This window comes from Amycolatopsis sp. A1MSW2902, assembly GCF_017312175.1.
Taxonomy (GTDB): domain Bacteria; phylum Actinomycetota; class Actinomycetes; order Mycobacteriales; family Pseudonocardiaceae; genus Amycolatopsis; species Amycolatopsis nivea.
Genome location: NZ_QJPO01000001.1, coordinates 6,279,486 through 6,298,615, shown reverse-complemented (window position 1 = coordinate 6,298,615; position 19,130 = coordinate 6,279,486). Strand labels below are relative to the sequence as shown.

Sequence of the window (19,130 nt, the reverse complement as noted above, 5' to 3'; positions counted from 1 at the left end):
ACGCGGATTCCTCGGCAGCAGGCTCGACGGCCGCGTGCTTCGGCTCCGGCGTTCCGGCGGATCCGCGGTCCGAGGCGTCGGAAACCGCCGGACTGTCGGCGGAATCCGCCGTCCGGTCCGGTTTGTCCTGGTTTTCGCTCACCCCGGCTACCTCCCCGTTCACCAGCGTACGGCCTGCGGCGCACCGGCACGCTGGGTGCTCGACTCTAGTTGACGCAGGGAACATCGCCCGCCGTGATGAGCGGCGCGGGTGAGGTCGACGGGCTGGACGGAGGGGCTCCGGACGGCGAGGACGCGGGCGGTGCCGCAGGAGGAGCCGAGGACGTCGTGGCCGGCGCGCCGGCGGTGTCGCGCGCGTCCTTGCCGAGGATCACCCGGACGTGCCCGGCGGCGACGTCGGCGTCCGGCTCGGCCTGAGCGTTGCTGCCGAGAGCTTGGCGGACCAGGTCGGGGGCGGCCTCGTCCGACGGGTGGTAGCGCAGCACCGTCGTCGCACGGGTGGACAGCTTCGTGCTGGTGCCGAGCTGGAAACCCTTGCCCTGCAACAGAGTCTGCACCTGATCGGCGGCGCCCGAGCCGGAGCCGTCGAACAGCTCGACGGTGGTCTGCGCGGCCCCGGGCAACGGCGCGTTGCTGGGGATCGGGGTGCTGCCGTCGGAGGTCAGCCGGTCGATCTCGGCGCGGACCTTCACCGGGTCGACGCGCAGCACGTCAGCGCCGCCCATGACCGCGTTGCCCTCGGTGGGGATGGTGTGGAATTCGACGTTTCCGCCGGTCAGCCCACGCATCTGGTCGACGAACTCGGACAGGTCCCAGCCGGCGGACAGCACCACGGACTTCTTCACCGCCTCGATGAGCTGCGCGATCCGCACCGGGTTCGCGAGCACCTCGGACGAGAGCACCTTGCTCGCGAGCCCGGACAGGAACGCCTGCTGGCGCGCGATCCGGTCGAGGTCGCCGTTCTGCAGGCCGTAGCGCTGGCGGACGAACGCGAGCGCCTGGACGCCCTCGATGGTCTGCTTGCCCGCGGGCAGGTCGACGCCCGACTTCTTTTCCTTCACCGGGTTCTTGAGGCACACCTGCACGCCGCCGATGGCCTTCGTGACCTCGTAGAAGCTGGCCAGGTTCACCTCGGCGTAGCGGTCGATCATGCCCGGTTTGCCGATGAACTTCTCGAGCGTCGCGACGAGGTTCTTGCGTCCGGCGAGCTTGGCTTTCTCGTCGACGTCCTTGAGGTCGGCGTTGCCCTTGGCCTGCAGCGTCTTGGCGGTGTCGTTGTAGGCGTAGACGTAGGCGCTGTTCAGCTTGTGCTTGCCGAAGCCGCCGGTGATCTCGACGTAGGAGTCGCGCGGGAAGGAGATGGCGATCGCGTGCTCCCCGTTCTGCGGGATGTGCACGAGGATCATCGTGTCGGTCTGCTTTTCGCCGTCGGACTCGCCCGCGTGCAGCATGTCGAGCACCTCGCGGGGCAGCGGATTGCCCTGCGCGTCGGTGCGGCTGTCCTGGCCGACCAGGAGGATGTCGATCGCGCCGTCGAGCGGTTTCGCGTGCGGCTGCTGTTCGCCGAAGATCGCCGTGGTGGAGAAGCCGGACCGCGGGTCGCCGATGAACTGCCAGCCGTACCAGGTCACCGCCAGCACGACCACGGACACGACGGACAGCAGGATCTTCCCGCTTCGCCGCAGCACGACAAGCACGCCGCGACCGCGGTGCGCCGGCAGCGGCGTCCCCGGCCATTCGGCCACTGTTCCTCCCCAGGATGCCCCGCGCTTTTCGCGCTTTGCCGAACTCTACCGAGTCTCAGGTGAGCCACCCGTAGGCTGGTGGCGAGAGTGCCCGGTCGGGCGGAAGGGGTGGATGAGGATGCGGGTCCTGGTCACGGGCGGTGCTGGGTTCATCGGTTCGCATTACGTGCGGCAGGTGCTGTCGGGGGCGTATCCGACACTGTCCGACGCCGAGGTCGTGGTGCTCGACAAGCTCACCTACGCGGGCAGCGAGGCGAACCTCGCCCCGGTCGCCGACAGCCCGCGGCTGCGCTTCGTGCGCGGCGACATCTGCGACACCGCGCAGGTCGCCGAGCTGATGAGCGGCGTCGACCTGGTCGTGCACTTCGCCGCGGAGTCCCATGTGGACCGCTCGATCCTCGGCTCGGCGGACTTCGTGCTCACCAACGTGCTCGGCACGCAGACCTTGTTGCAGGCGGCGCTGGAGGCGCAGGTCGGGAAGTTCGTGCACGTCTCGACGGACGAGGTGTACGGGTCCATCCAGGACGGTTCGTGGTCGGAAGACCACGTACTGGAGCCGAATTCGCCGTACTCCGCCTCGAAGGCCTCGTCGGACCTGATCGCCCGCTCGTACTTCCGGACGCACGGTTTGCCGGTGTGCGTCACGCGGTGCTCGAACAACTACGGCCCGTACCAGTTCCCGGAAAAGGTCATCCCGCTGTTCGCGACGAACCTGCTGGACGGCAAGAAGGTCCCGCTGTACGGCGACGGCCTGAACGTCCGGGACTGGCTGCACGTGGACGACCACTGCCACGGAATCCAGCTGGTCGCCGACGGCGGCCGTCCCGGCGAGATCTACAACATCGGCGGCGGCACCGAACTGACCAACCGGGACCTGACCGAACGCCTGCTCGCCGCGGTCGGCGTCGGCTGGGAAATGGTCGAACCGGTGGCCGACCGCAAGGGCCACGACCGGCGGTACTCGGTCGACATCGCGAAGATCAGCGGCGAACTCGGTTACGCTCCGCGGGTGTCGTTCGAGGACGGTTTGGCGGAGACGGTGCGCTGGTATGCCGACAACCGCGCGTGGTGGGAGCCGCTGAAGGCCCGCGCCGCGCTCGGCACGTCCTGAAACCCTTTTCGCAGTAGGAGGTACGCCGGTGCGGCTGGCAGTGCTCGTGCCCGGCGGTTCTGGCCAGCTAGGCCGGGACCTGGTGAATTCCGCGGGCCCGGAAACGGAGGTGCTGGCACCTTCGTCGGCGGAGCTGGACATCACGGCGACCGGCCAGGTGATCGCCGCCGTGGGAGAACTGGCAGAGCGCGCTTCGGCGGCAGGTGCGGTGCCGGTCGTGATCAACGCCGCGGCTTACACGGCAGTTGACGCAGCGGAGTCGGATGAGGCTAGAGCGTTCGCGGTGAACGTCGACGGACCACGGGTACTGGCGGCGGCTTGCACTTCACGGCGAGTGCCGTTGATTCACATCTCTACGGATTATGTATTCCCTGGGGATGGAGATCGGCCGTACGAGGTCGATGATGCTTTGGGGCCTAAGAATGCCTATGGGCGGACTAAGGCCGCAGGGGAGGACGCGGTACTCGGGTCGGGAGCGTCGGCCTGGGTAGTGCGGACGAGCTGGGTTTATGGGAAGACCGGAGCCAACTTCGTAGAGACAATCCGGCGGCTGGAATCGGAACGTGACCAGTTGTCGGTGGTAGATGACCAGGTAGGCGCACCGACCTGGTCAGCTGATCTTGCCCAAGGCCTCTGGGAACTGGCAGGAGCGATCGCCGGGGGCAGGGGCCCGGAAGGAAAGGTCCTGCACTGCACCGGCAGCGGAGAGACCTCATGGTACGGATTCGCCAGGGCGATCTTCGAAGAAATCGGAGCAAACCCCGAACGAGTAAAGCCGTGCACCACCGAAGAATTCCCCCGCCCAGCACCCCGCCCCGCTTATTCTTTGCTCTCCAACGCGTCTTGGCGAGACGCAGGACTTACCCCATTGAGGGATTGGCGCGCGGCTTTAAACAGCTACATCCACGGCTAAAGAGGAGAAAGGCCCAGCCCCCACCCTGCGCCCCGATACGAAGCACCCCCGAACCGTCAGCACAATGGGGCTTCGGGGCCTTTCTCCGGGCGGTTTCTTTTCCGGCTTCGCCGGTTCTTCCCGGCTTCGCCGGATTCTCGGCTTGTGGCCCCCCACCCCGATCCTTTAATTGTCACTACGGTCTGAGGTGCTTGTCAAGGCTGGAAAGAGTACCTTGACAAGCACCTCAGACCGCGTGCTTGGCGGGGATCGGGGATGCGGGGGTCTGGGTGGTGCCCCTGTTATGCGTTGATGCTGCGGTTTTAAACCGTTTTACGCTTCGGTTGCCTGGCGGTATGCGTTTAAGGTGCGTAGTGCGGTGTTGTGCCAGGTGAAGCTTGCCGCGTGGGTTCTGCGGGCGGTGGAGGTGGCTAGGCCGTGGGGGTCTGTTACGGCTTGGCGCAAGGCTTCTGCGAGGCCGTCTACGTCGTCGTACGGGACTAGGGTGGCGCAGTCTCCTGCTACCTCGCGCAGGGCCGGGATGTCGGTGCAGACGACGGGGACATCTGAAGCCATTGCTTCCAGGACCGGCAAGCCGAAGCCTTCATCCCTCGACGGGAGAACCAATGCTGCGGCGCCAGCCACGACCGTGCGGAGGTCCACATCGGACAGATAGCCGGTCTGTCCTGACCTTGGCAACCTGGGGAATGGGCCGGGGCCAGCGAAGACCAGCGGTGGAAGGTCTGAGGCGGCGGCGTGGGCGGCGGCTAGCCAGTCGAGACCCTTGCGTGGTCCGGCGGCGCCGGCGAACAGCAAATACTTCTCTGGCAACCGTAGCTTCGCTCGCACTCCGTCATCCGGTGGGCGGGCGGTGAACCAGGCTGGGTTCACGCCTAGCGGGGTGGCGATGATCTTCGATCGATCGACATCCAGTTTCTCGGCGACGGAATCCGCGACGGCCTCGGTGGGGGTGCAGATGACATTCGCTCGGTGGGCGCCGCGTCGGACCAATTCCGGGAGGGTTCGGTCGGAGTGGGCGAGTTCCTGGGGGGCGTCGATGAAAGCCAGGTCGTGGATGGTCAGTACCGCGGCGGCACGGAGGCGGCCGGGGAGGACGAAGTTCGTGCCGTGGACTACATCGGTTGGTCCGGCGAAAAGTTCGACGGGGGGTAGCTGGGTGCGCAGCCAGGTGGCTCGCAGCAGCCTTGCGGAGACTGGCATTCCGCGTGCCTGAACGCCGTGGGGCAAGACATGCCGCAGTTTCCGCCAGCCCCGCAGAGTGAACGCGACTGCGCGAAGGTCCACTTCGGACATGGAAGCGAGCTCTTCGCTCAACGCGGCGGTGTACCGGCCAATGCCCGTCCGGGAACCGAGCAGAGGGGTGCCGTCTAGCAGGACGCGCAGCGGACGGTCAGCCACGGCGCAACCGCTCCCGCGCTACCTTCGTGACCCGTCCTGCTGCTCGCTTCGCCAGTTCGCCTGGGCCGCCAGCGGCGAGATATTCCCGTACCAGCGCCAAATCCCGCCGCACCATCGCGGTGCCGCGTACCGGGTCGCTGACGGTGAGGTCGGCGCCGCCGGGCAACCGGTCCGCGGCGGGGCGCGGGTTGCGGCAGAACTCCACCAGGGGTTTCAGCGCTTCCGGCCAGGCGTAGCGCTGCGCGACCACCCGGATCCGTTCGACGCAGGCGTCGGCGAATTCCCGGTCGTACAACGACTTTTCCAGTGCGGCTGCCAACGCGCCCGCGTCTTCGGCCGGGACGACGACGCCGAGGCCTTCCGCGCGGACGAGGTCGGCGAATGCGTCACCGTCGGTCGTCACGATCGGCAAACCGGCCCACAGGTAGTCGAGAACCCGGGTGCGGAAAGCGAAAGTCGTCTCGACGTGTTCGTAATGCGTGGTGACACCGCAATCGGCGTCGAGAAGCCAGTTCTGGCGGTCCGAATACGGGACCCATTGTTCGTTGAAGAAAACGTTCTTGTCCGTGAGGCCCAGCGAATCCGCCAACCGCACAGTCTTGGCGCCGATGTCCATTTCGGCGACCTCGGGGTTCGGGTGCTTCATGCCGAGGAACACCAGACGGGCGTCGTCGCGGCGGTGGCGGAGGAGGTCGAAGGCGCGGATCAGGGTCAGCGGGTCGAACCAGCTGTACACGCCGCCTGCCCACAAAACGACCCGGTCGGATTCGCCGATGCCGAGAGCGGAACGCAGACCCGGGCCGGTGCGCGTCGGGGCTTGCGGGGAGAGCCCGAACGGGACGACGGCGAGCAGCGACTGGGTGGTCGGGTCGGCGTCGTAGAGGCGCGGGGACAGACGGCCGAGCGCGGCGAGGTGGCCCAGCCAGAAGTGGCGCTGGCGCTCGGAGGCGCAGAGGAAGAAATCGGCGCGTTCGAGCTGGGCGTCGAGGACGCGGGTGACGCCGGCCAGATCGAGCGCGCGCTGGTCGTCGGGGGCGTCCTTGCCCTGTTCCAGCAGCTCCAGGTGCATCGGGTCGTACACGTCGGCGACCACGATCTTGTGCTCGTGCTGCTTCTTCAGCGACGGCGCCAGCTCCAGCACGTGCCCCTGAAGGATCACGACGTCCGCCCATTCGATCGGGCCGTCGAGGTCGCGGTGCTTGCCCGAGCTGACCTGGAAGGCCGCCGGCGGGGGCGAGACCAGCGGGTTGGTGGTCATGAGGTGCACGTCGTGCTCGGCGGACAGCGTCGAGGCGATGTTCCACGCCCGGATCGCCGGGCCGGCCATGCGCTCGGTGATCGAATCGCCGGTCAGCACGAGGATCTTGCGGCGCTGGCCGAACACGTCCTTGATGCCGAACGCTTCGACGAGGATTTCGTGTGCGCGAAGGTAATCCGGCAGCGGGTACGCGGGCTCAAGTGCCTTGCGCAGCAACGGAAGCAGGTCCGCGTCGGTACGCACGCGCGCGGCCTGCTCGACTGCGCGGGACTCCGCCAGCGACGGCATCATCTCCACGAATCGGTCCACTGCCAGCACTCCGGCGAGCGTGGTGCGTGGGACCGCGACCTCCGAGGTGTCGACGGGGCCGACGCCCTTTTCCAGATCAAGCTGGTCCGGGTTGATGCCGCCGCGTGCGGTCGCCCGGCGGACGGCCAGCGCGAGGGCCGCGGGAAGAGCGCGAGCCAGGGATTCGTCGGAGAGGTTCTTGTACAGCGCGGCCAGTGCGTTGCGTTCCAGCAGGAACGTCTCGCGGCCGGTGTCGGGCGCGTCGACGGCTGCCATGGTGCCGTGGTGGCGGTGGTAGGTGAGCGATTCCGGCACGTAGCGGACGCGCCAGCCGCGCAGGTTGAGCCGCCAGCCGAGGTCGACATCCTCGTAGAACATGAAGAAACGCTCGTCGAAACCGCCGAGTTCGGCGAACACCGACGCGCGCACGAACAGCGCCGAGCCGGTGCCGAAGAGGACGTCCTTGGCGACGTCGTGCTCGGCCTCGGGCACGTCCGCGATCGGGCTGCCGGCGTGGCGCTTGTAGCCCATGCCGAACCAAGTCAGACCCGCGTCCACGAAGTCGGTGCCGGTGCCGTCCCAGTCGAGGACCTTGCTCGCCACCGCGGCGACGGTCGGCTGCGCGCGCAGTTCGGCGACGGCCGCGGAGACCCACGCCGGAGCGGGGCGGGCGTCGTTGTTGAGGAAGCCGAGGACGGTGCCGTTCGCGTGCTTCGCGCCCAGATTGCAGCCGCCGGCGAACCCGGTGTTGACCGGCGATTCGATGAGCTGCACGTCGGGCAGCTCGGCGCGGATGCGGGCCGCGTCGTCGCCGCCGGAAGCGTTGTCGACGCAGATCAGCTCGACATTCGCGTAATCCAGGTCGGTTCGCAGCGCCCGCAGGCAGGTGATGGTGTCGTCGGCGCCGCGGTAATTCACCACGATCACCGAGACGAGCGGTTGCGGGTCCCCCACTGCCAAGACGAGCTCCTCCGTCGAATTTCCGCCCAGCTTAAAGGCCAGCCCAGGCATCCCAGATCGCGCCTCGGCCCAGCGCCGAGATCCGGCTGACGCGACCGCGTTCCCGCAGCGTGCGGGGGAGCCGGAAGACGATCTCCGCCAGTACCCGCAGCCGCAGCGCGGGGTCGAAGTTCGCCGCGTCCGGACGGCGCCGGCGCAGCGGAAGCAGCGCGGTGATCGCGGCGAAGCGGGCCAATTCCCGGATCGCGACTTTCGTAGGGGCGCAGCGCAGCAGCATGAGCAGGCGGTTGCGTTCGTTCCAGCGGTGAAATTGCGGTGAACCGGGCTTCGTGCTGGCTCCGTGCAGGTGCTGGACCCGCGCTTTCGGCGCGGCGACGACGTGCCAGCCGGCCAGCCGCAGCCGCCACGCGGTGTCGGTGTCCTCGTAGTAACAGAAGAAGCTCGCCGGGACGCCGCCGACCGCGCGCACGGCGTCGGTGCGCAGCAGCGCGGCGCCGCCGCAGAAGCCGAAGACCTCGTCGCTGGGCTCGGTGAGGTCGGCGCCGTGGCCGTCGGCGGTGAGCCGGACGCCGGTCGACTGGGTGCTGCCGTCGGTCAGTTCGAGCCGGGACGTGACGGCGGCGGCGAGCGGCTGGCTGTCGAGGGTGTCTTCGAGGTTGGCGAGCCAGTCCGGTTCAGGGGCGGCGTCGTCGTTGAGCCAGGCGACGCGAGGGGTGCCGATGCGGTCGAGCGCGTGGGCCATCGCACCGGCGTAACCGGTGTTGCGACGCAGCCGGAGGACCTCCGGACGGCTCGGGTGCTCGGCCAGAATCGTTGCGGTGCCGTCGGTTGAGGCGTTGTCCACCACGAGTGTCCGATGTGGACGGTCCTGGGCGGCGAGCGCGTCGAGGCACGCGGCGAGGTGGGCTTCCCCACGCCAGGTCACCACGACGACGGTGGTGCCGGATTCCGCGCTGGTCACCTGGGAGAGAATAGCGGCGTGCCCGAACTGGTCGTGATCGCTGAGCAACTGCTCGCCCCCGTTCCGGGTGGCACCGGCCGGTACACCGCCGAACTGCTGCCCGCGCTCGCCCGCACCGCGCCGCCCGGCTGGACCGTGTCCAGCGTGGTCGCGCGGCACGCGGACGTCTCCGCGGCGCAGGTCGAGGGGGTCGAGGGACCGCGCGTGCTGCCGCTGCCGCCGAGGGCGCTGGTCGCGCTGTGGCAACTGGGCCTGCGCTGGTGGCCGGGCGGTGACGCGGTGCACGCGCCGACCCCGTTCGCGCCGCCCCGTGCCCCGGCTGGGCGAACGCTGACCGTCACCGTGCATGACACGGTGCCGTGGACGCATCCGGAGACCCTGACCGCACGCGGCGTCAGCTGGCACCGGTCGATGATCGCGCGGGCGGCGCGGCGGTCGTCCGGGCTGATCGTGCCGACCCGGGCGGTCGCCGACGAGCTGGCGGTGCTGCTGGACGTGGACGTCCCGGTGCGGGTCGTGCCGCACGGGGTGACCGTGCCGGAGGGGTCCGCCCAGCTTGACCTGCCGTCGCGGTACGTGCTGGCGGTCGGGACGATCGAACCGCGCAAGGGCATGGACGTGCTGGTCGACGCGGTGGCGCAACTCGACGGCACGGACGAGGTCGGCGACGTCGGCCTGGTGCTCGCCGGCCAGCCCGGCTGGGGCGGCATCGACCCGGTGCGGCTGGCGGCCGACCGCGGCCTGAAATCGGTGCGGGTCCTGGGGAAGGTGACCGACGCCCAGTTGGCGACCGCGATGCGCGGCGCGAGCGTGCTGGCGATGCCGAGCCTCGCCGAAGGCTTCGGACTGCCGCTGCTGGAAGCGATGGCGATCGGGGTCCCGGTGGTGCACACGGACGTCCCGGCCCTGGTAGAGGTCTCCGGCGGGGCCGGGCTGGTGGTGCCGCGCGGGGATGCGGACGCGCTGGCGTGGGCGCTGAAAGAGGTGCTGTTGTCGCCGGACAAGGCGGCGGAGCTTTCGAAGTTGGGGCGGGAGCGGGCCCGGACGTTCACTTGGCGAGCGGCTGCTGAGGCGGTGTGGGCGGCTCATCGGCGGGCTAGCTGACGGGTGGTTTGTGGCGGGGTGGCGAGTGCGGCTGCGGCGGGCTGGCTGCGGTCGGCGGCGGCTGGGCTCTGGCGGCTGAGTCGGCGGGCTGGCTGACGGCTGGCGGGCTTGCGGCGGGTCGGCAATTGGGCTTTGGCGCCTGCGGCGGCGGGCGGCTGGTTTGTAGCGGGGGCGGCGACTGCGGTTGCGTCGGCGGGCGGGCTGCTGTCGGGCTGCTGTGGGGGCTTTGGTGGGCGGGTTGCGGTTGGGGCTTTGGCGGCTGCACCGGCGGCCGTTCGGGTAGCGGCTGGGCAATGGCGGCTATAGCGGAGGCTGGGTGGGCTGGGCATCGGCGGCCGGGTCGGGTGCTCGCGAAGGTTCCGGTGCTGGTCGAACCGGGGCGGCCGGGCTGGCAGTGCCGCGGCTGCCGAGGGGCGGCGGGGCTGTCGAAGCTCGGCAGGGAGTCGGCAGGGAGCAGGCGCAGGTGTTCGCGGGCCGGTGTGGCGTCGGCAGTCGTCAGGCTGCCATCGGCCTAACACGGTCGAGTGAACCCGGACGGGTGAGTGCAGGTGGGCGAGGGTGGTGGCGCCTGGAGTCGGCGGCAGTTTGCCGGTTCCTGACCTGTGCGGTGGGTGATCGCCGTACGCTGCACTCGTGACCGGTGATCCCCGTGTGCTGATCGACGCGACCGCGGTGCCCGCGGATCGGGGTGGGGTCGGCCGATACGTGGACTCGCTCGTTGGTGCGCTCGATCAGGACGGGGCACGGCTGACGGTGGTCTGCCAGCCTCGTGACCTGCCGCTTTACAGTCAGCTCGCGCCTGGTTCCCGGATCGTCGCCGCGTCGCCCGCGACCTCCACGCGCACTGCCCGGCTGACCTGGGAGCAAGCCACCTTGCCCCGGCTCGTGCGGCGGCTCGCTGCCGACGTCGTGCACTCTCCGCACTACACGATGCCGCTCGCCAGCGGGGCCGCTTCGGTAGTCACGCTGCATGACGCGACGTTCTTCACCGACGCGGTCCTGCACTCGTCGGTCAAGGCCCGGTTCTTCCGTGCGTGGACCGCCACCGCGCTGCGGCGGGCGACACTCTGCGTAGTTCCCAGTCACGCGACAGCGGTAGAGCTGGCGCGAGTGAGCCCGGTGCGGCACGCGGAGTTGGAGATCATCCATCACGGCGTCGACAGCGAACGCTTCCACCCGCCGTCCCCGGAGGAGATCGCGGCGGCGCGGAAGGCGGTCGGGCTCGGTGCGACGCCGTACATCGCGTTCCTCGGGGCGCTCGAACCGCGGAAAAACGTGCCCGCGCTGATCCGCGGTTACGCCCGCGCGGTCGCCGGGCAGCGGGACGCGCCGGCGCTCGTGCTCGCCGGGCAGCCTGGCTGGGACACCCAGGTGGAGCGCGCGCTGGACGCGGTGCCGCACCGGCTTCGGGTGATTCGCGCGGGGTATCTGCCGTTCGGGACGCTCGCCGGATTCCTCGGCGGTGCGGAGCTCGTGGCGTACCCGAGCCTCGGCGAAGGATTCGGGCTTCCGGTGCTCGAAGCGATGGCCTGCGGTGCCGCGGTGCTGACCACGCGCCGCCTCTCCCTGCCGGAAGTCGGCGGCGACGCGGTCGCGTACTGCGGTGTCGGTGCGGGCGATGTCGCCGCGGCGTTGACGGAATTGCTGGCCGATCCGTCGCGTCGCTCAGTACTCGCTTCCGCGGCGCAGCGGCGCGCCAAGGAATTCTCGTGGACGACAACGGCGGATCGGCACCGCGAGGCTTACGGAAAAGCCTGGCATCAGCATTTGCGCAATCGTTAACGGAGACCGTAAAGGGCTTCCGCGTTGGCGTGCGCGATCTTTTCCCGGTCTTCCTCGTCGGGTAAATTCTGCAGGAATTCCGCGACAGCTGTGGATTGGACCCGGTGGAATGGATAATCGCCGGAAAGCAAGATCCGATCGGTGCCGGTGTATTCGAGAGCATTGCGCAGCATTCGCGGGACGAGCATTCCGCTGGTCGCCAGGTGAATGTTGGTGCGGAAATACTCGGAGACGCGACGTTCGAGATGCGTGGCCGTGTGCGACAGGCTGTCGATGCGGTCCAGTGCGAACAGGACCACCTCGCCCCAGTGGCCGAGGACGACTTGGAGATCCGGGTGGCGGTCGAAGGTTCCGCGCAGGATCAGCCGGATGACGGCGAGCCCGGCCTCGTAGTGCCAGCCGAGGCCGTACGTGGCCAGTCCGAGGTCGAGTTCCGGGCCGAAACCGCTGTAGGAAGCCTGGCGGACGGACTCCACCGGGATCTGCGGGTGGACGAAAACCGGCCTGCCGAGCGCGGCGGCCGCGCCGAGCAGTTCGTCGTACGCGGGATCGTCGAGCGGGCGGTCGCCGCTGCGGCCGTACGACATGATCCCGACGTGCGCCGGATCCTTCGCGGTCCGCTGCAGTTCGGCGAGTGCTGCGTCCGGATCGGACATCGGCAGCGTCGTCATGGCGCGGAAGCGGTCGGGATGCTTCGCGACGGCCTCGCTGATCAGGTCGTTCGCCTCGCGGCTCAGCTCGATGCCCTGCGGGGCCGGGCATCCGTGCGTTCCCGGCGGCGCGATCGAGAGGAGCTGGACGTCGATGCCCGCCTCGTCCATCCACGCGACGCGCTGGTCGCCGATGTCGAGCAGGCGCTCGGCGAGATCGCCGCGGTCGTTGTGCGCGATGCTCGGGTCGCCGGATTCGGTGCGCAGCATCCGGTCGATGCCGGAGGTGGTCCAGTGCTCCTCGATGGCGACGGTTTTCATCGGCCCCCTCTTTACGGCTGGTGGTTTCGAGGTTACCAGTTTCAGTTAACGGCACCGGGGCGTTTGCGGACGTGGTGGGCGATGGCGACCGCGACTCCGCTCGCGACGAAGAATGCCGTGACCGCCGGATTCATCGATTTAGACAAACTCGGCGCGCTTTCCGGACTTAACGCCCAAAGTGCGAGCACTCCGAGATAGACCGCGGCCAATCCGGCGGACCACCAGCGCAGCGCGCGCGGCTGGGAATTGCGCAGGCTGGAGACGAGAAGCGCGATCAACGGAATGCCGGAGAGCAACGCGAACTGCCCGAGGACGAGAGCAGGGACGGACCAGGCGGTGATCAGGACAGGCAGCGAGGCACGGGACGCGGGCATGACGATTCTCCTTCGCGGGTACGGGTTCAGCGGTGACAGTGAGCTTCGGCGGCGGTCTTCAGATCGGCCAGCCAGAGGTCCAGACCCGGGGCCAGGTACTTGATCGCGGTGGCCGGGTCGGCCTCGATCTGCTGGCCGGTCCAGCTTTCTTCGGTGCGGACGAGGACTCCGCCGCGCACCGGGACGAAGTTCCAGACGTGCGTGCCCTTGTCGATCCGCAGGCCCTGGCCGATCGCCGGGCCGGACCAGCGGATGCACTGGCCGGGTTTGACCTGGTGGACGGTCGACGTGATGACCAGTGTGGTGGCCGGGGTCGACGGCGTGGGTGGAGCGGGCGTGGTCCAGCGGAACCGCGAACCGGGGTGCAGGCGACCTGGGTCGAGGCGCTTCATGCTCGTGACCGGCTTTTGCCAGCGCGGCCAGCTTTCGACGCTGGTGTGCAGTCGCCACACGGTGCTCAGCGGGGCCTTGATGAAGGTCTCCGCGCGGTGGTGGAGCTGGGCGGTCGGGTCGATGCCTTTTCCTTGGCAGGTCAGGGAACTCGGGTGCGGGGTGGCGGCTTGGGCGGTCGCGGCGCCGAGCAGTCCGGCGGCGACCGGAAGGGCCAGCAGTGCGGCGCGCAGACGCGGCTTGAGGTTCGACACGGTGAACTCCATTAGTGATAGTTAATTGGCTTAACTTCAGTTAAGACCGTACAAGTTCGCGACCGTGAACGTCAATAGCGGGAGTGAAGGGGCTTAACTACACTGTGCGGAGAGGAGCGAAGGGATACAGCCGATGGCCGAGCAGGCACCGCGGGAGCGTTACCGCGAACAGGTGCGCGAGGAGATCAAGCAGCACGCGCGGCAGCAGATCGCCGAGGCGGGGCTGCCCGCGCTGTCGCTGACCGCGATCGCCAAGCAGATGGGCATGACCGTGCCCGCGCTGTACCGGTACTACCGCGGCCGGGACGAGCTGATCACCGCGCTGATCCGGGACGCGTTCCGGAGCCTCGCCGACACCGTCCGCGCGGCGGCGGATTCCGGGGCGGACCTGCTGGCACTGGCACACGTCATCCGGGACTGGGCCAAGGCCGATCCGCAGCGCTACTTCCTCATCTACGGCACGCCGGTGCCCGGCTACCACGCGCCGCCGGACACGACGGCGATCTCCAACGAGGTCATGGAAGTCCTGATCGAGGCGAACGCGGCACTGGGCGAACCGGAGTCGGCGACGACGTTCCACGTGCACCTCGAAACCCATCGCGAGTGGGTGGACAGCGACACCGCCGGCACCGGCGCGGTGCGGCGCGCGCTGTCCTTCTGGACCCGGCTGCACGGGGTCCTGTCGCTCGAACTGGCCGGCCACTTCACCGGGATGAAATTCGACCCGGGCCTGCTGATCGACGACGAACTGGCGGAGCTGAAAGGCGGTCCGGGGAATCACTGCGGGTGACCGGGTCGGTGGGCTGATGTAGCCGTCCGTGAGCAGTGGACAATGGCGCCGTGACTGAGCAGCGCACGTATGGTGACCGCGTCGGCGTCGTGACCGTGACCTACTTCCCCGGCGAAACGCTCGAGAAGTTCCTCGACACGCTCGACAAGGCGACGGACCGCGAGGTGCACGTCGTCGTCGCCGACAACGCGTCCACCGACGGCGCTCCGGAGAAGGCCGCCGAGCGCGAGAACGTGACGCTCGTCAGCATCGGCGAGAACGTCGGCTACGGAACGGCTGCCAACCGCGGCGTCGCGGCGCTCGACGACAGCTACGGCTGGGTCGTCGTGGTCAACCCGGACCTCGAATGGGAGCCGGGCTCGCTCGACGCGCTGATCGAGGTCGCCGGGCGCTGGCCGCGCGGGGCCGCGTTCGGGCCGTTGATCCACGACCTCGACGGGACCGTCTACCCGTCCGCGCGGCTGCTGCCGTCGTTCGGACGCGGGATCGGGCACGCGGTGTTCGGCAAGGTCTGGCCGGGCAACCCGTGGACTCGCGAATACCGCCAGGAAAACGCCGCGCCGGTCGAGCGCACGTCCGGCTGGCTGTCCGGCTCCTGCCAGCTCTTCCGGCGCGAGGCGTTCGACTCCGTCGGCGGCTTCGACACCCGCTACTTCATGTACTTCGAGGACGTCGACCTCGGCGACCGGCTCGCGAAGGCGGGCTGGCAGAACGTCTACGCGCCGTCGTCGAGCGTGATGCACATCGGCGGCCACTCGACCGCGCGCGCGTCGGCGAAGATGCTGCGCGCCCACCACGCGAGCGCCTACCGCTACCTCGCCGACCGGCACCAGGGGCTGCTGTGGAAGCCGGTGCTGGCCGCGGTGAAGCTCGGGCTGGCGCTGCGGGTGAAGCTGGAGACCCGGAAGGGCTGACGGTCCGCAAAGGACGCCCGGGCAACCGGCGTGCCCCCGGGATCGTCCAGATGCTCAGCCGCCGCAACACTTTGCGGTCGTAAAGATCGCTCGCGGGAGACGCGACCTCCCGAACGGGAAGTCTCCCCGGGCAATCCGGGCAGCCCGGGCCCGGGGAGACCCCGCGAGGATCACAGCCCGTCGAGCCGCCGGGACAGGTTGGACCGTCCGCTGTTCTGCTTGATCGTGGGGACCAGGCCGGTCATTTCCTCCTCGGCCGGATCCTTCAGCGGGCTCGCCACCGGCTTCGCCTGCGGGCGCGGGACCAGCGGCGTCGTCTGCGGAGCGGCCGGGCTCGGCACCGTCGGCTGCGGAGCGGTGTTCTGCGCGCCGGGGATTTCGAGCGGCCGCGTCGGCGTCGGCTGGGCCAGCGGATGCGGCGACGGCTGGGTGCGCGTGCCCGCTGCCAGCGGATGGTCGTTCTCTTCGATCAGCGACGCGGGCAGCTGCGTCGTCGTGTCGGGATCCAGCCCGGAGACCACCGCGGCGGAGATCTGCTGAGTGCTGGAGGAATCCATCGGAGACGTCATGTTGTCCGGCGTCACCACGAAGGCGCCGCGGGATCGTGCGCGTGCGAGCAATGCGTCCGCGCGATCGCGGGGGTCCATTCCCCTCGGCCTCCCGACTGACCCGGGGCCTCTAGGGAAAGGCCCGCCTGTTTCCTGTCTAGGGTAGGCCCTCGGGGCCCGCGCCGCCCACGTTTCCCGCGGCTTGTCGCTCAGCGGTGCGTGATACAAAGGAGATTTCTGTGACGTCCGAGGTCGAGGTCGACGCCGTCGTACTGGTCGGCGGCCAGGGCACGCGGCTGCGCCCGCTCACGCTGTCCGCGCCGAAGCCGATGCTGCCGACGGCGGGCACGCCCTATCTGAGCCACCTGTTCTCCCGCATCCGCGCGGCCGGGATCCGGCATGTGGTGCTCGGCACGTCGTACCGGGCCGAGGTGTTCGAGGAGTACTTCGGCGACGGGTCCGCGCACGGGCTGGAGATCGAGTACGTGGTGGAGGAGGAGCCGCTCGACACCGGGGGTGCCATCCGCAACGTCTACGACCGGCTGCGCGCCGACCACGCGATCGTCTTCAACGGCGACATCCTCTCCGGTGCCGACCTGCACGCCCAGCTGCGCACCCACCTCGACTCCGGCGCGGACGTGACCCTGCACCTCCAGCGCGTCCCGGACCCGAGCCGCTTCGGCTCGGTGCCGACCGACTCCGACGGCCGGGTCACCGCCTTCCTGGAGAAGACGCCGAATCCGCCGACCGACCAGATCAACGCCGGCTGCTACGTCTTCCGCCGTCCGGTGATCGAGACCATCCCGGCCGGGCGGCGGGTGTCGGTCGAACGCGAGACGTTCCCCGGGCTCCTCGAAAATGGCGCGCATCTGCACGGATTTGTTGATTCTTCGTACTGGCTCGACGTCGGCACTCCCGAGGCGTTCGTCCGCGGCAGCGCCGATCTGGTCCGCGGCGTCGCGCCGACTTCCGCGCTGGCCGGGCCGACCGGCGATTTTCTGGCGCTGGACGGGGCTTCTGTCTTTACCGGAGCGAAGCTCACCGACGGCACGACGGTCGGTGCGCGGGCTGTCGTCGGGAAGGGCGCGACGGTGTCCGGTTCGGTCGTGTTCGACGACGCGGTGATCGGCCCGGACGCGATTGTCGAGAATTCGGTGCTGGGCCGCGGAGCGCAGGTCGGCGAGGGCGCGGTGCTGCGCGGTGTGGTGCTCGGCGACGGCGCGTCGGTGGGGGCTCGCTGCGAACTGCTCGACGGCGTGCGGATCTGGCCCGGCGTTTCGGTGCCGGACGGCGGCATCCGGTTTTCGAGCGACGCGTGATGGAGTGGCGTCCGGGGTTTCCGGTGGATCTGGCGCAGGTGCTGGGTCCGCTGAGCCGTGGGCGCGGGTCGCTGAACTTCCGGCGCGACCGCGGCGTCTGGTGGCTGGCCGCGAACACGCCCGGCGGCAAGGGAACGCTCGCGCTGCTGCACCGGCCGGACGGCGTCGTCGAGGCCGAGGCTTGGGGCGAGGGCGCGGATTTCCTGCTCGCCGGCGTGCCCGCGCTGCTCGGCGCGGACGATGACGACACCGGATTCGTCGCGCACCACGACGTGATCGCCGCCGCCCGCCGCGACACGCCTGGGCTGCGACTCGGCTCGACCGGACGGGTGTGGGACGCGCTGGTGCTGGCGATCCTCGAGCAGAAGGTGAGCGGCAAGGAAGCGATCCGGTCGTGGGCGGAGCTGTGCCGGTGGTTCGGCACGCGCGCCCCCGGCCCCGGCCCGGACTTCCTGCGGGTGCCGCCGGACCCGGTCGCCATTCGGTCCATTGTGGACTGGAACTGGCACAAGATCGGGGTGGATGTGAAGCGCCGCTCGGCCTTGATCGAGGCGGCCCGGGTCGCTCCGCGGCTCGAAGAAGCGGTGCAGTTGCGCGGGGTTGAGGGACGCGCGTGGCTGCGGACGGTGCGGGGCATCGGCGTGTGGACGGCGGCGGAGATCGCCCAGCGCGCGTGGGGCGACCCGGACGCGGTCAGCTTCGGCGACTACAACATCCCGGCGGTGGTCGGGTACACGCTGCTCGGGCGGGAGATCGACGACGAGGAAATGGCGCAGGTACTCGCGCCGTACGTACCGCAGCGGCAGCGGGCGATCCGGTATCTGGGAGCGGCCGGGGCTCGGCGGCCGCGGTTCGGGCCGCGGATTGAGCTGCGGGATTACCGGGCGATGTGAGTGCCTGACCGGCGTGCCGCGGTCTGGCTACTGACCGGGGCCTTGCGGCGGGTACGGATACTGCGGGTTCTGCGGCGGGACACCGGGCTGCGGCGGATACTGCGGGCCGGGCTGCGGATAGCCGGGGTAGTTCTGGACGGGGTAGCCCTGCTGCGGTCCCGGCGGGGGATAGCTCTGGCCGGGTGGCGGATAGCCCTGCTGCGGCGGGAAGTAGCCCGGCGGCGGGCCTTGCTTCTTCTTGGCCGAAGCGCGCACGATCGCGAATACCGCGCCTGCTATCAGCAGCAGGATGATGAGATGCCACGGTTGTACAGCCATGAAGACCCTCCCCTGGTCAAGGCTTTGCCACAGGACGAAGCGGGTCAGCCCTGCGGATTCTGCGGCGGATATTGCTGCGGCGGGTACTGCTGCGGAGGACCAGGTTGCGGCGGGTACTGGCCCTGCGGCTGCTGACCATACGGAGCACCGGGCCCCTGCTGTCCCGGGTACTGCCCCGGACCGGCCTGCGGCGGCTGCTTAGGCCGTCCCACCGCGAATTTCAAGACCAGGATGAGGATCAGCAGCAGGATCAGCACGACCGGCAGGACGAATTTCAGCATGAGGTTCCCATCGGGTCGGGCAAGGACAAAACCAGATGCTAATTCCTCGCCGTGATCAGCGCAGGGCCGCCGCCGCGATTGCCACGCCTTGTTCGGCCGACAAGCCCAACCCCCGGATCACCTCGGCGTACGTGGCCGCGGCGGCCTGGGCTCGGGACAGCGTCTCGTCGCCGGTCGCGCCGACGAAAGTGCCTGCTCTGCCTCGGGTTTCCAGCAGACCGGCTTCCTCGAGTTCCCGGTACGCACGCGCGACGGTGTTCGGCGCGATGCCCAGTTCCGCGGCCAACCCGCGCACTGTCGGGAGTTTGGTGCCGACCGCCAGGGTGCCGTCGTTGATCTGGTTGGCCAGCGAGGTCCGGACCTGTTCGAACGGCGGGACAGCCGAGGCCGGGTCGTAGCTGATGCTCATCGTTGCCGCCGTTTCCGTCGGATACTGACCACAATGCCCAGCGCCAGCAGCGCGAACGCTACCGCGAAGCCGATCAACACCGCCCATCCGCTGATGGCCACGCCGGTGTCGCCCGGGTGCAGGTGCGGTCGCGCCAGGTCCATGCGTCC

The 19,130-nt window shown here is 69.3% G+C and carries 20 protein-coding genes; 8 read left to right on the top strand and 12 right to left on the bottom strand.

All coding sequences use genetic code 11. The features are described 5' to 3' along the window. Positions 1–206: 206 nt before the first annotated feature. A complete protein-coding gene (locus tag DMP23_RS28965) occupies positions 207–1,745 on the bottom strand; it encodes an LCP family protein (protein WP_337823106.1) in 1,539 nt (512 codons plus the stop codon). Positions 1,746–1,863: 118 nt separating this feature from the next. Here DMP23_RS28965 and rfbB point away from each other — a divergent pair, with 118 nt between their 5' ends. Both rfbB and rfbD read left to right on the top strand, forming a co-directional pair. Beyond that, positions 1,864–2,856: a dTDP-glucose 4,6-dehydratase gene (gene rfbB / locus DMP23_RS28960; protein WP_238608663.1), complete on the top strand. Its 993-nt coding sequence runs from the start codon at positions 1,864–1,866 to the stop codon at positions 2,854–2,856. A 28-nt stretch (positions 2,857–2,884) separates the two neighbouring features. Continuing rightward, a complete protein-coding gene (rfbD, locus tag DMP23_RS28955) occupies positions 2,885–3,769 on the top strand; it encodes a dTDP-4-dehydrorhamnose reductase (protein ID WP_337823105.1) in 885 nt (294 codons plus the stop codon). A 312-nt stretch (positions 3,770–4,081) separates the two neighbouring features. Here the strand turns inward: rfbD and DMP23_RS28950 are convergent, their stop codons facing one another. The 3 genes from DMP23_RS28950 to DMP23_RS28940 are packed head-to-tail and all read right to left on the bottom strand — an operon-like array spanning position 4,082 to position 8,634. Next, positions 4,082–5,167: a glycosyltransferase family 4 protein gene (locus DMP23_RS28950; RefSeq protein ID WP_337823104.1), complete on the bottom strand. Its 1,086-nt coding sequence runs from the start codon at positions 5,165–5,167 to the stop codon at positions 4,082–4,084. Beyond that, a complete protein-coding gene (locus tag DMP23_RS28945) occupies positions 5,160–7,673 on the bottom strand; it encodes a glycosyltransferase (RefSeq protein ID WP_337823103.1) in 2,514 nt (837 codons plus the stop codon). The genes DMP23_RS28950 and DMP23_RS28945 overlap by 8 nt, the downstream gene beginning before the upstream one ends. Positions 7,674–7,704: 31 nt before the next feature. Next, on the bottom strand, positions 7,705–8,634 hold the full coding sequence (locus DMP23_RS28940; RefSeq protein ID WP_134733787.1) for a glycosyltransferase family 2 protein: 930 nt from the start codon (positions 8,632–8,634) through the stop codon (positions 7,705–7,707). Positions 8,635–8,652: 18 nt separating this feature from the next. On the opposite strand from DMP23_RS28940, the gene DMP23_RS28935 reads away from it, so the two are divergent. Continuing rightward, positions 8,653–9,738 carry a glycosyltransferase family 4 protein gene (locus DMP23_RS28935; RefSeq protein ID WP_134668796.1) on the top strand — a complete coding sequence of 362 codons (1,086 nt, stop codon included), beginning with the start codon at positions 8,653–8,655 and terminating at the stop codon, positions 9,736–9,738. 651 nt (positions 9,739–10,389) lie between these two features. Beyond that, a complete protein-coding gene (locus DMP23_RS28930) occupies positions 10,390–11,520 on the top strand; it encodes a glycosyltransferase family 4 protein (protein ID WP_043831933.1) in 1,131 nt (376 codons plus the stop codon). Here DMP23_RS28930 and DMP23_RS28925 read toward each other — a convergent pair. Genes DMP23_RS28925 through DMP23_RS28915 form a run of 3 tightly spaced genes read right to left on the bottom strand, consistent with a single transcriptional unit; the run spans position 11,517 to position 13,521 of the window. Further along, complete coding sequence (locus DMP23_RS28925) at positions 11,517–12,491, bottom strand: amidohydrolase family protein (RefSeq protein ID WP_134733786.1); 975 nt, start codon at positions 12,489–12,491, stop codon at positions 11,517–11,519. The two genes, DMP23_RS28930 and DMP23_RS28925, sit on opposite strands and share 4 nt — an antisense overlap. 41 nt (positions 12,492–12,532) lie before the next feature. Beyond that, positions 12,533–12,865: a hypothetical protein gene (locus DMP23_RS28920; protein WP_238608537.1), complete on the bottom strand. Its 333-nt coding sequence runs from the start codon at positions 12,863–12,865 to the stop codon at positions 12,533–12,535. 26 nt (positions 12,866–12,891) lie between these two features. After that, the gene (locus DMP23_RS28915; protein ID WP_337823102.1) at positions 12,892–13,521 is read right to left on the bottom strand and encodes an SRPBCC family protein; all 630 of its coding nucleotides are present in this window, start codon (positions 13,519–13,521) and stop codon (positions 12,892–12,894) included. 121 nt (positions 13,522–13,642) lie between these two features. On the opposite strand from DMP23_RS28915, the gene DMP23_RS28910 reads away from it, so the two are divergent. Both DMP23_RS28910 and DMP23_RS28905 read left to right on the top strand, forming a co-directional pair. Continuing rightward, on the top strand, positions 13,643–14,299 hold the full coding sequence (locus tag DMP23_RS28910) for a TetR/AcrR family transcriptional regulator (RefSeq protein ID WP_037815971.1): 657 nt from the start codon (positions 13,643–13,645) through the stop codon (positions 14,297–14,299). A gap of 50 nt (positions 14,300–14,349) precedes the next feature. Then, the gene (locus tag DMP23_RS28905) at positions 14,350–15,213 is read left to right on the top strand and encodes a glycosyltransferase family 2 protein (protein ID WP_205670269.1); all 864 of its coding nucleotides are present in this window, start codon (positions 14,350–14,352) and stop codon (positions 15,211–15,213) included. Between the two features lie 170 nt (positions 15,214–15,383). Here DMP23_RS28905 and DMP23_RS28900 read toward each other — a convergent pair whose 3' ends face one another. Next, positions 15,384–15,860 carry a hypothetical protein gene (locus DMP23_RS28900; protein ID WP_134733784.1) on the bottom strand — a complete coding sequence of 159 codons (477 nt, stop codon included), beginning with the start codon at positions 15,858–15,860 and terminating at the stop codon, positions 15,384–15,386. 140 nt (positions 15,861–16,000) lie between these two features. On the opposite strand from DMP23_RS28900, the gene DMP23_RS28895 reads away from it, so the two are divergent. Both DMP23_RS28895 and DMP23_RS28890 read left to right on the top strand, forming a co-directional pair. Further along, positions 16,001–17,080 carry a sugar phosphate nucleotidyltransferase gene (locus DMP23_RS28895; protein ID WP_134668804.1) on the top strand — a complete coding sequence of 360 codons (1,080 nt, stop codon included), beginning with the start codon at positions 16,001–16,003 and terminating at the stop codon, positions 17,078–17,080. After that, the gene (locus tag DMP23_RS28890; RefSeq protein ID WP_337823101.1) at positions 17,080–17,973 is read left to right on the top strand and encodes a DNA-3-methyladenine glycosylase family protein; all 894 of its coding nucleotides are present in this window, start codon (positions 17,080–17,082) and stop codon (positions 17,971–17,973) included. Before DMP23_RS28895 ends, DMP23_RS28890 begins: the two co-directional genes overlap by 1 nt. 27 nt (positions 17,974–18,000) lie before the next feature. Here the strand turns inward: DMP23_RS28890 and DMP23_RS28885 are convergent, their stop codons facing one another. Genes DMP23_RS28885 through DMP23_RS28870 form a run of 4 tightly spaced genes read right to left on the bottom strand, consistent with a single transcriptional unit; the run spans position 18,001 to position 19,124 of the window. Beyond that, positions 18,001–18,291, bottom strand: coding sequence for a hypothetical protein (locus DMP23_RS28885; protein ID WP_336161221.1), 291 nt, complete (start codon positions 18,289–18,291; stop codon positions 18,001–18,003). Between the two features lie 44 nt (positions 18,292–18,335). Further along, positions 18,336–18,572, bottom strand: a complete 237-nt coding sequence (locus DMP23_RS28880; RefSeq protein WP_134733778.1) for a hypothetical protein — start codon at positions 18,570–18,572, stop codon at positions 18,336–18,338. A gap of 55 nt (positions 18,573–18,627) precedes the next feature. Further along, positions 18,628–18,981: a GntR family transcriptional regulator gene (locus DMP23_RS28875; protein ID WP_037815963.1), complete on the bottom strand. Its 354-nt coding sequence runs from the start codon at positions 18,979–18,981 to the stop codon at positions 18,628–18,630. Next, entirely contained in the window at positions 18,978–19,124 is a 147-nt protein-coding gene (locus DMP23_RS28870) for an LPXTG cell wall anchor domain-containing protein (protein WP_336161224.1), read from the bottom strand. Before DMP23_RS28870 ends, DMP23_RS28875 begins: the two co-directional genes overlap by 4 nt. Positions 19,125–19,130: the final 6 nt, after the last annotated feature.

What these genes read in the sequence shown, in the direction of transcription:
- DMP23_RS28920 (WP_238608537.1), bottom strand. Translation starts at nt 12,865, where the DNA reads ATGCCCGCGTCCCGTGCCTCGCTGCCTGTCCTGATCACCGCCTGGTCC.
- DMP23_RS28915 (WP_337823102.1), bottom strand. Translation starts at nt 13,521, where the DNA reads ATGGAGTTCACCGTGTCGAACCTCAAGCCGCGTCTGCGCGCCGCACTG.
- DMP23_RS28925 (WP_134733786.1), bottom strand. Translation starts at nt 12,491, where the DNA reads ATGAAAACCGTCGCCATCGAGGAGCACTGGACCACCTCCGGCATCGAC.
- rfbB (WP_238608663.1), top strand. Translation starts at nt 1,864, where the DNA reads ATGCGGGTCCTGGTCACGGGCGGTGCTGGGTTCATCGGTTCGCATTAC.
- DMP23_RS28870 (WP_336161224.1), bottom strand. Translation starts at nt 19,124, where the DNA reads ATGGACCTGGCGCGACCGCACCTGCACCCGGGCGACACCGGCGTGGCC.
- DMP23_RS28880 (WP_134733778.1), bottom strand. Translation starts at nt 18,572, where the DNA reads ATGCTGAAATTCGTCCTGCCGGTCGTGCTGATCCTGCTGCTGATCCTC.
- DMP23_RS28875 (WP_037815963.1), bottom strand. Translation starts at nt 18,981, where the DNA reads ATGAGCATCAGCTACGACCCGGCCTCGGCTGTCCCGCCGTTCGAACAG.
- DMP23_RS28910 (WP_037815971.1), top strand. Translation starts at nt 13,643, where the DNA reads ATGGCCGAGCAGGCACCGCGGGAGCGTTACCGCGAACAGGTGCGCGAG.
- DMP23_RS28885 (WP_336161221.1), bottom strand. Translation starts at nt 18,291, where the DNA reads ATGGCTGTACAACCGTGGCATCTCATCATCCTGCTGCTGATAGCAGGC.
- DMP23_RS28900 (WP_134733784.1), bottom strand. Translation starts at nt 15,860, where the DNA reads ATGGACCCCCGCGATCGCGCGGACGCATTGCTCGCACGCGCACGATCC.
- DMP23_RS28890 (WP_337823101.1), top strand. Translation starts at nt 17,080, where the DNA reads ATGGAGTGGCGTCCGGGGTTTCCGGTGGATCTGGCGCAGGTGCTGGGT.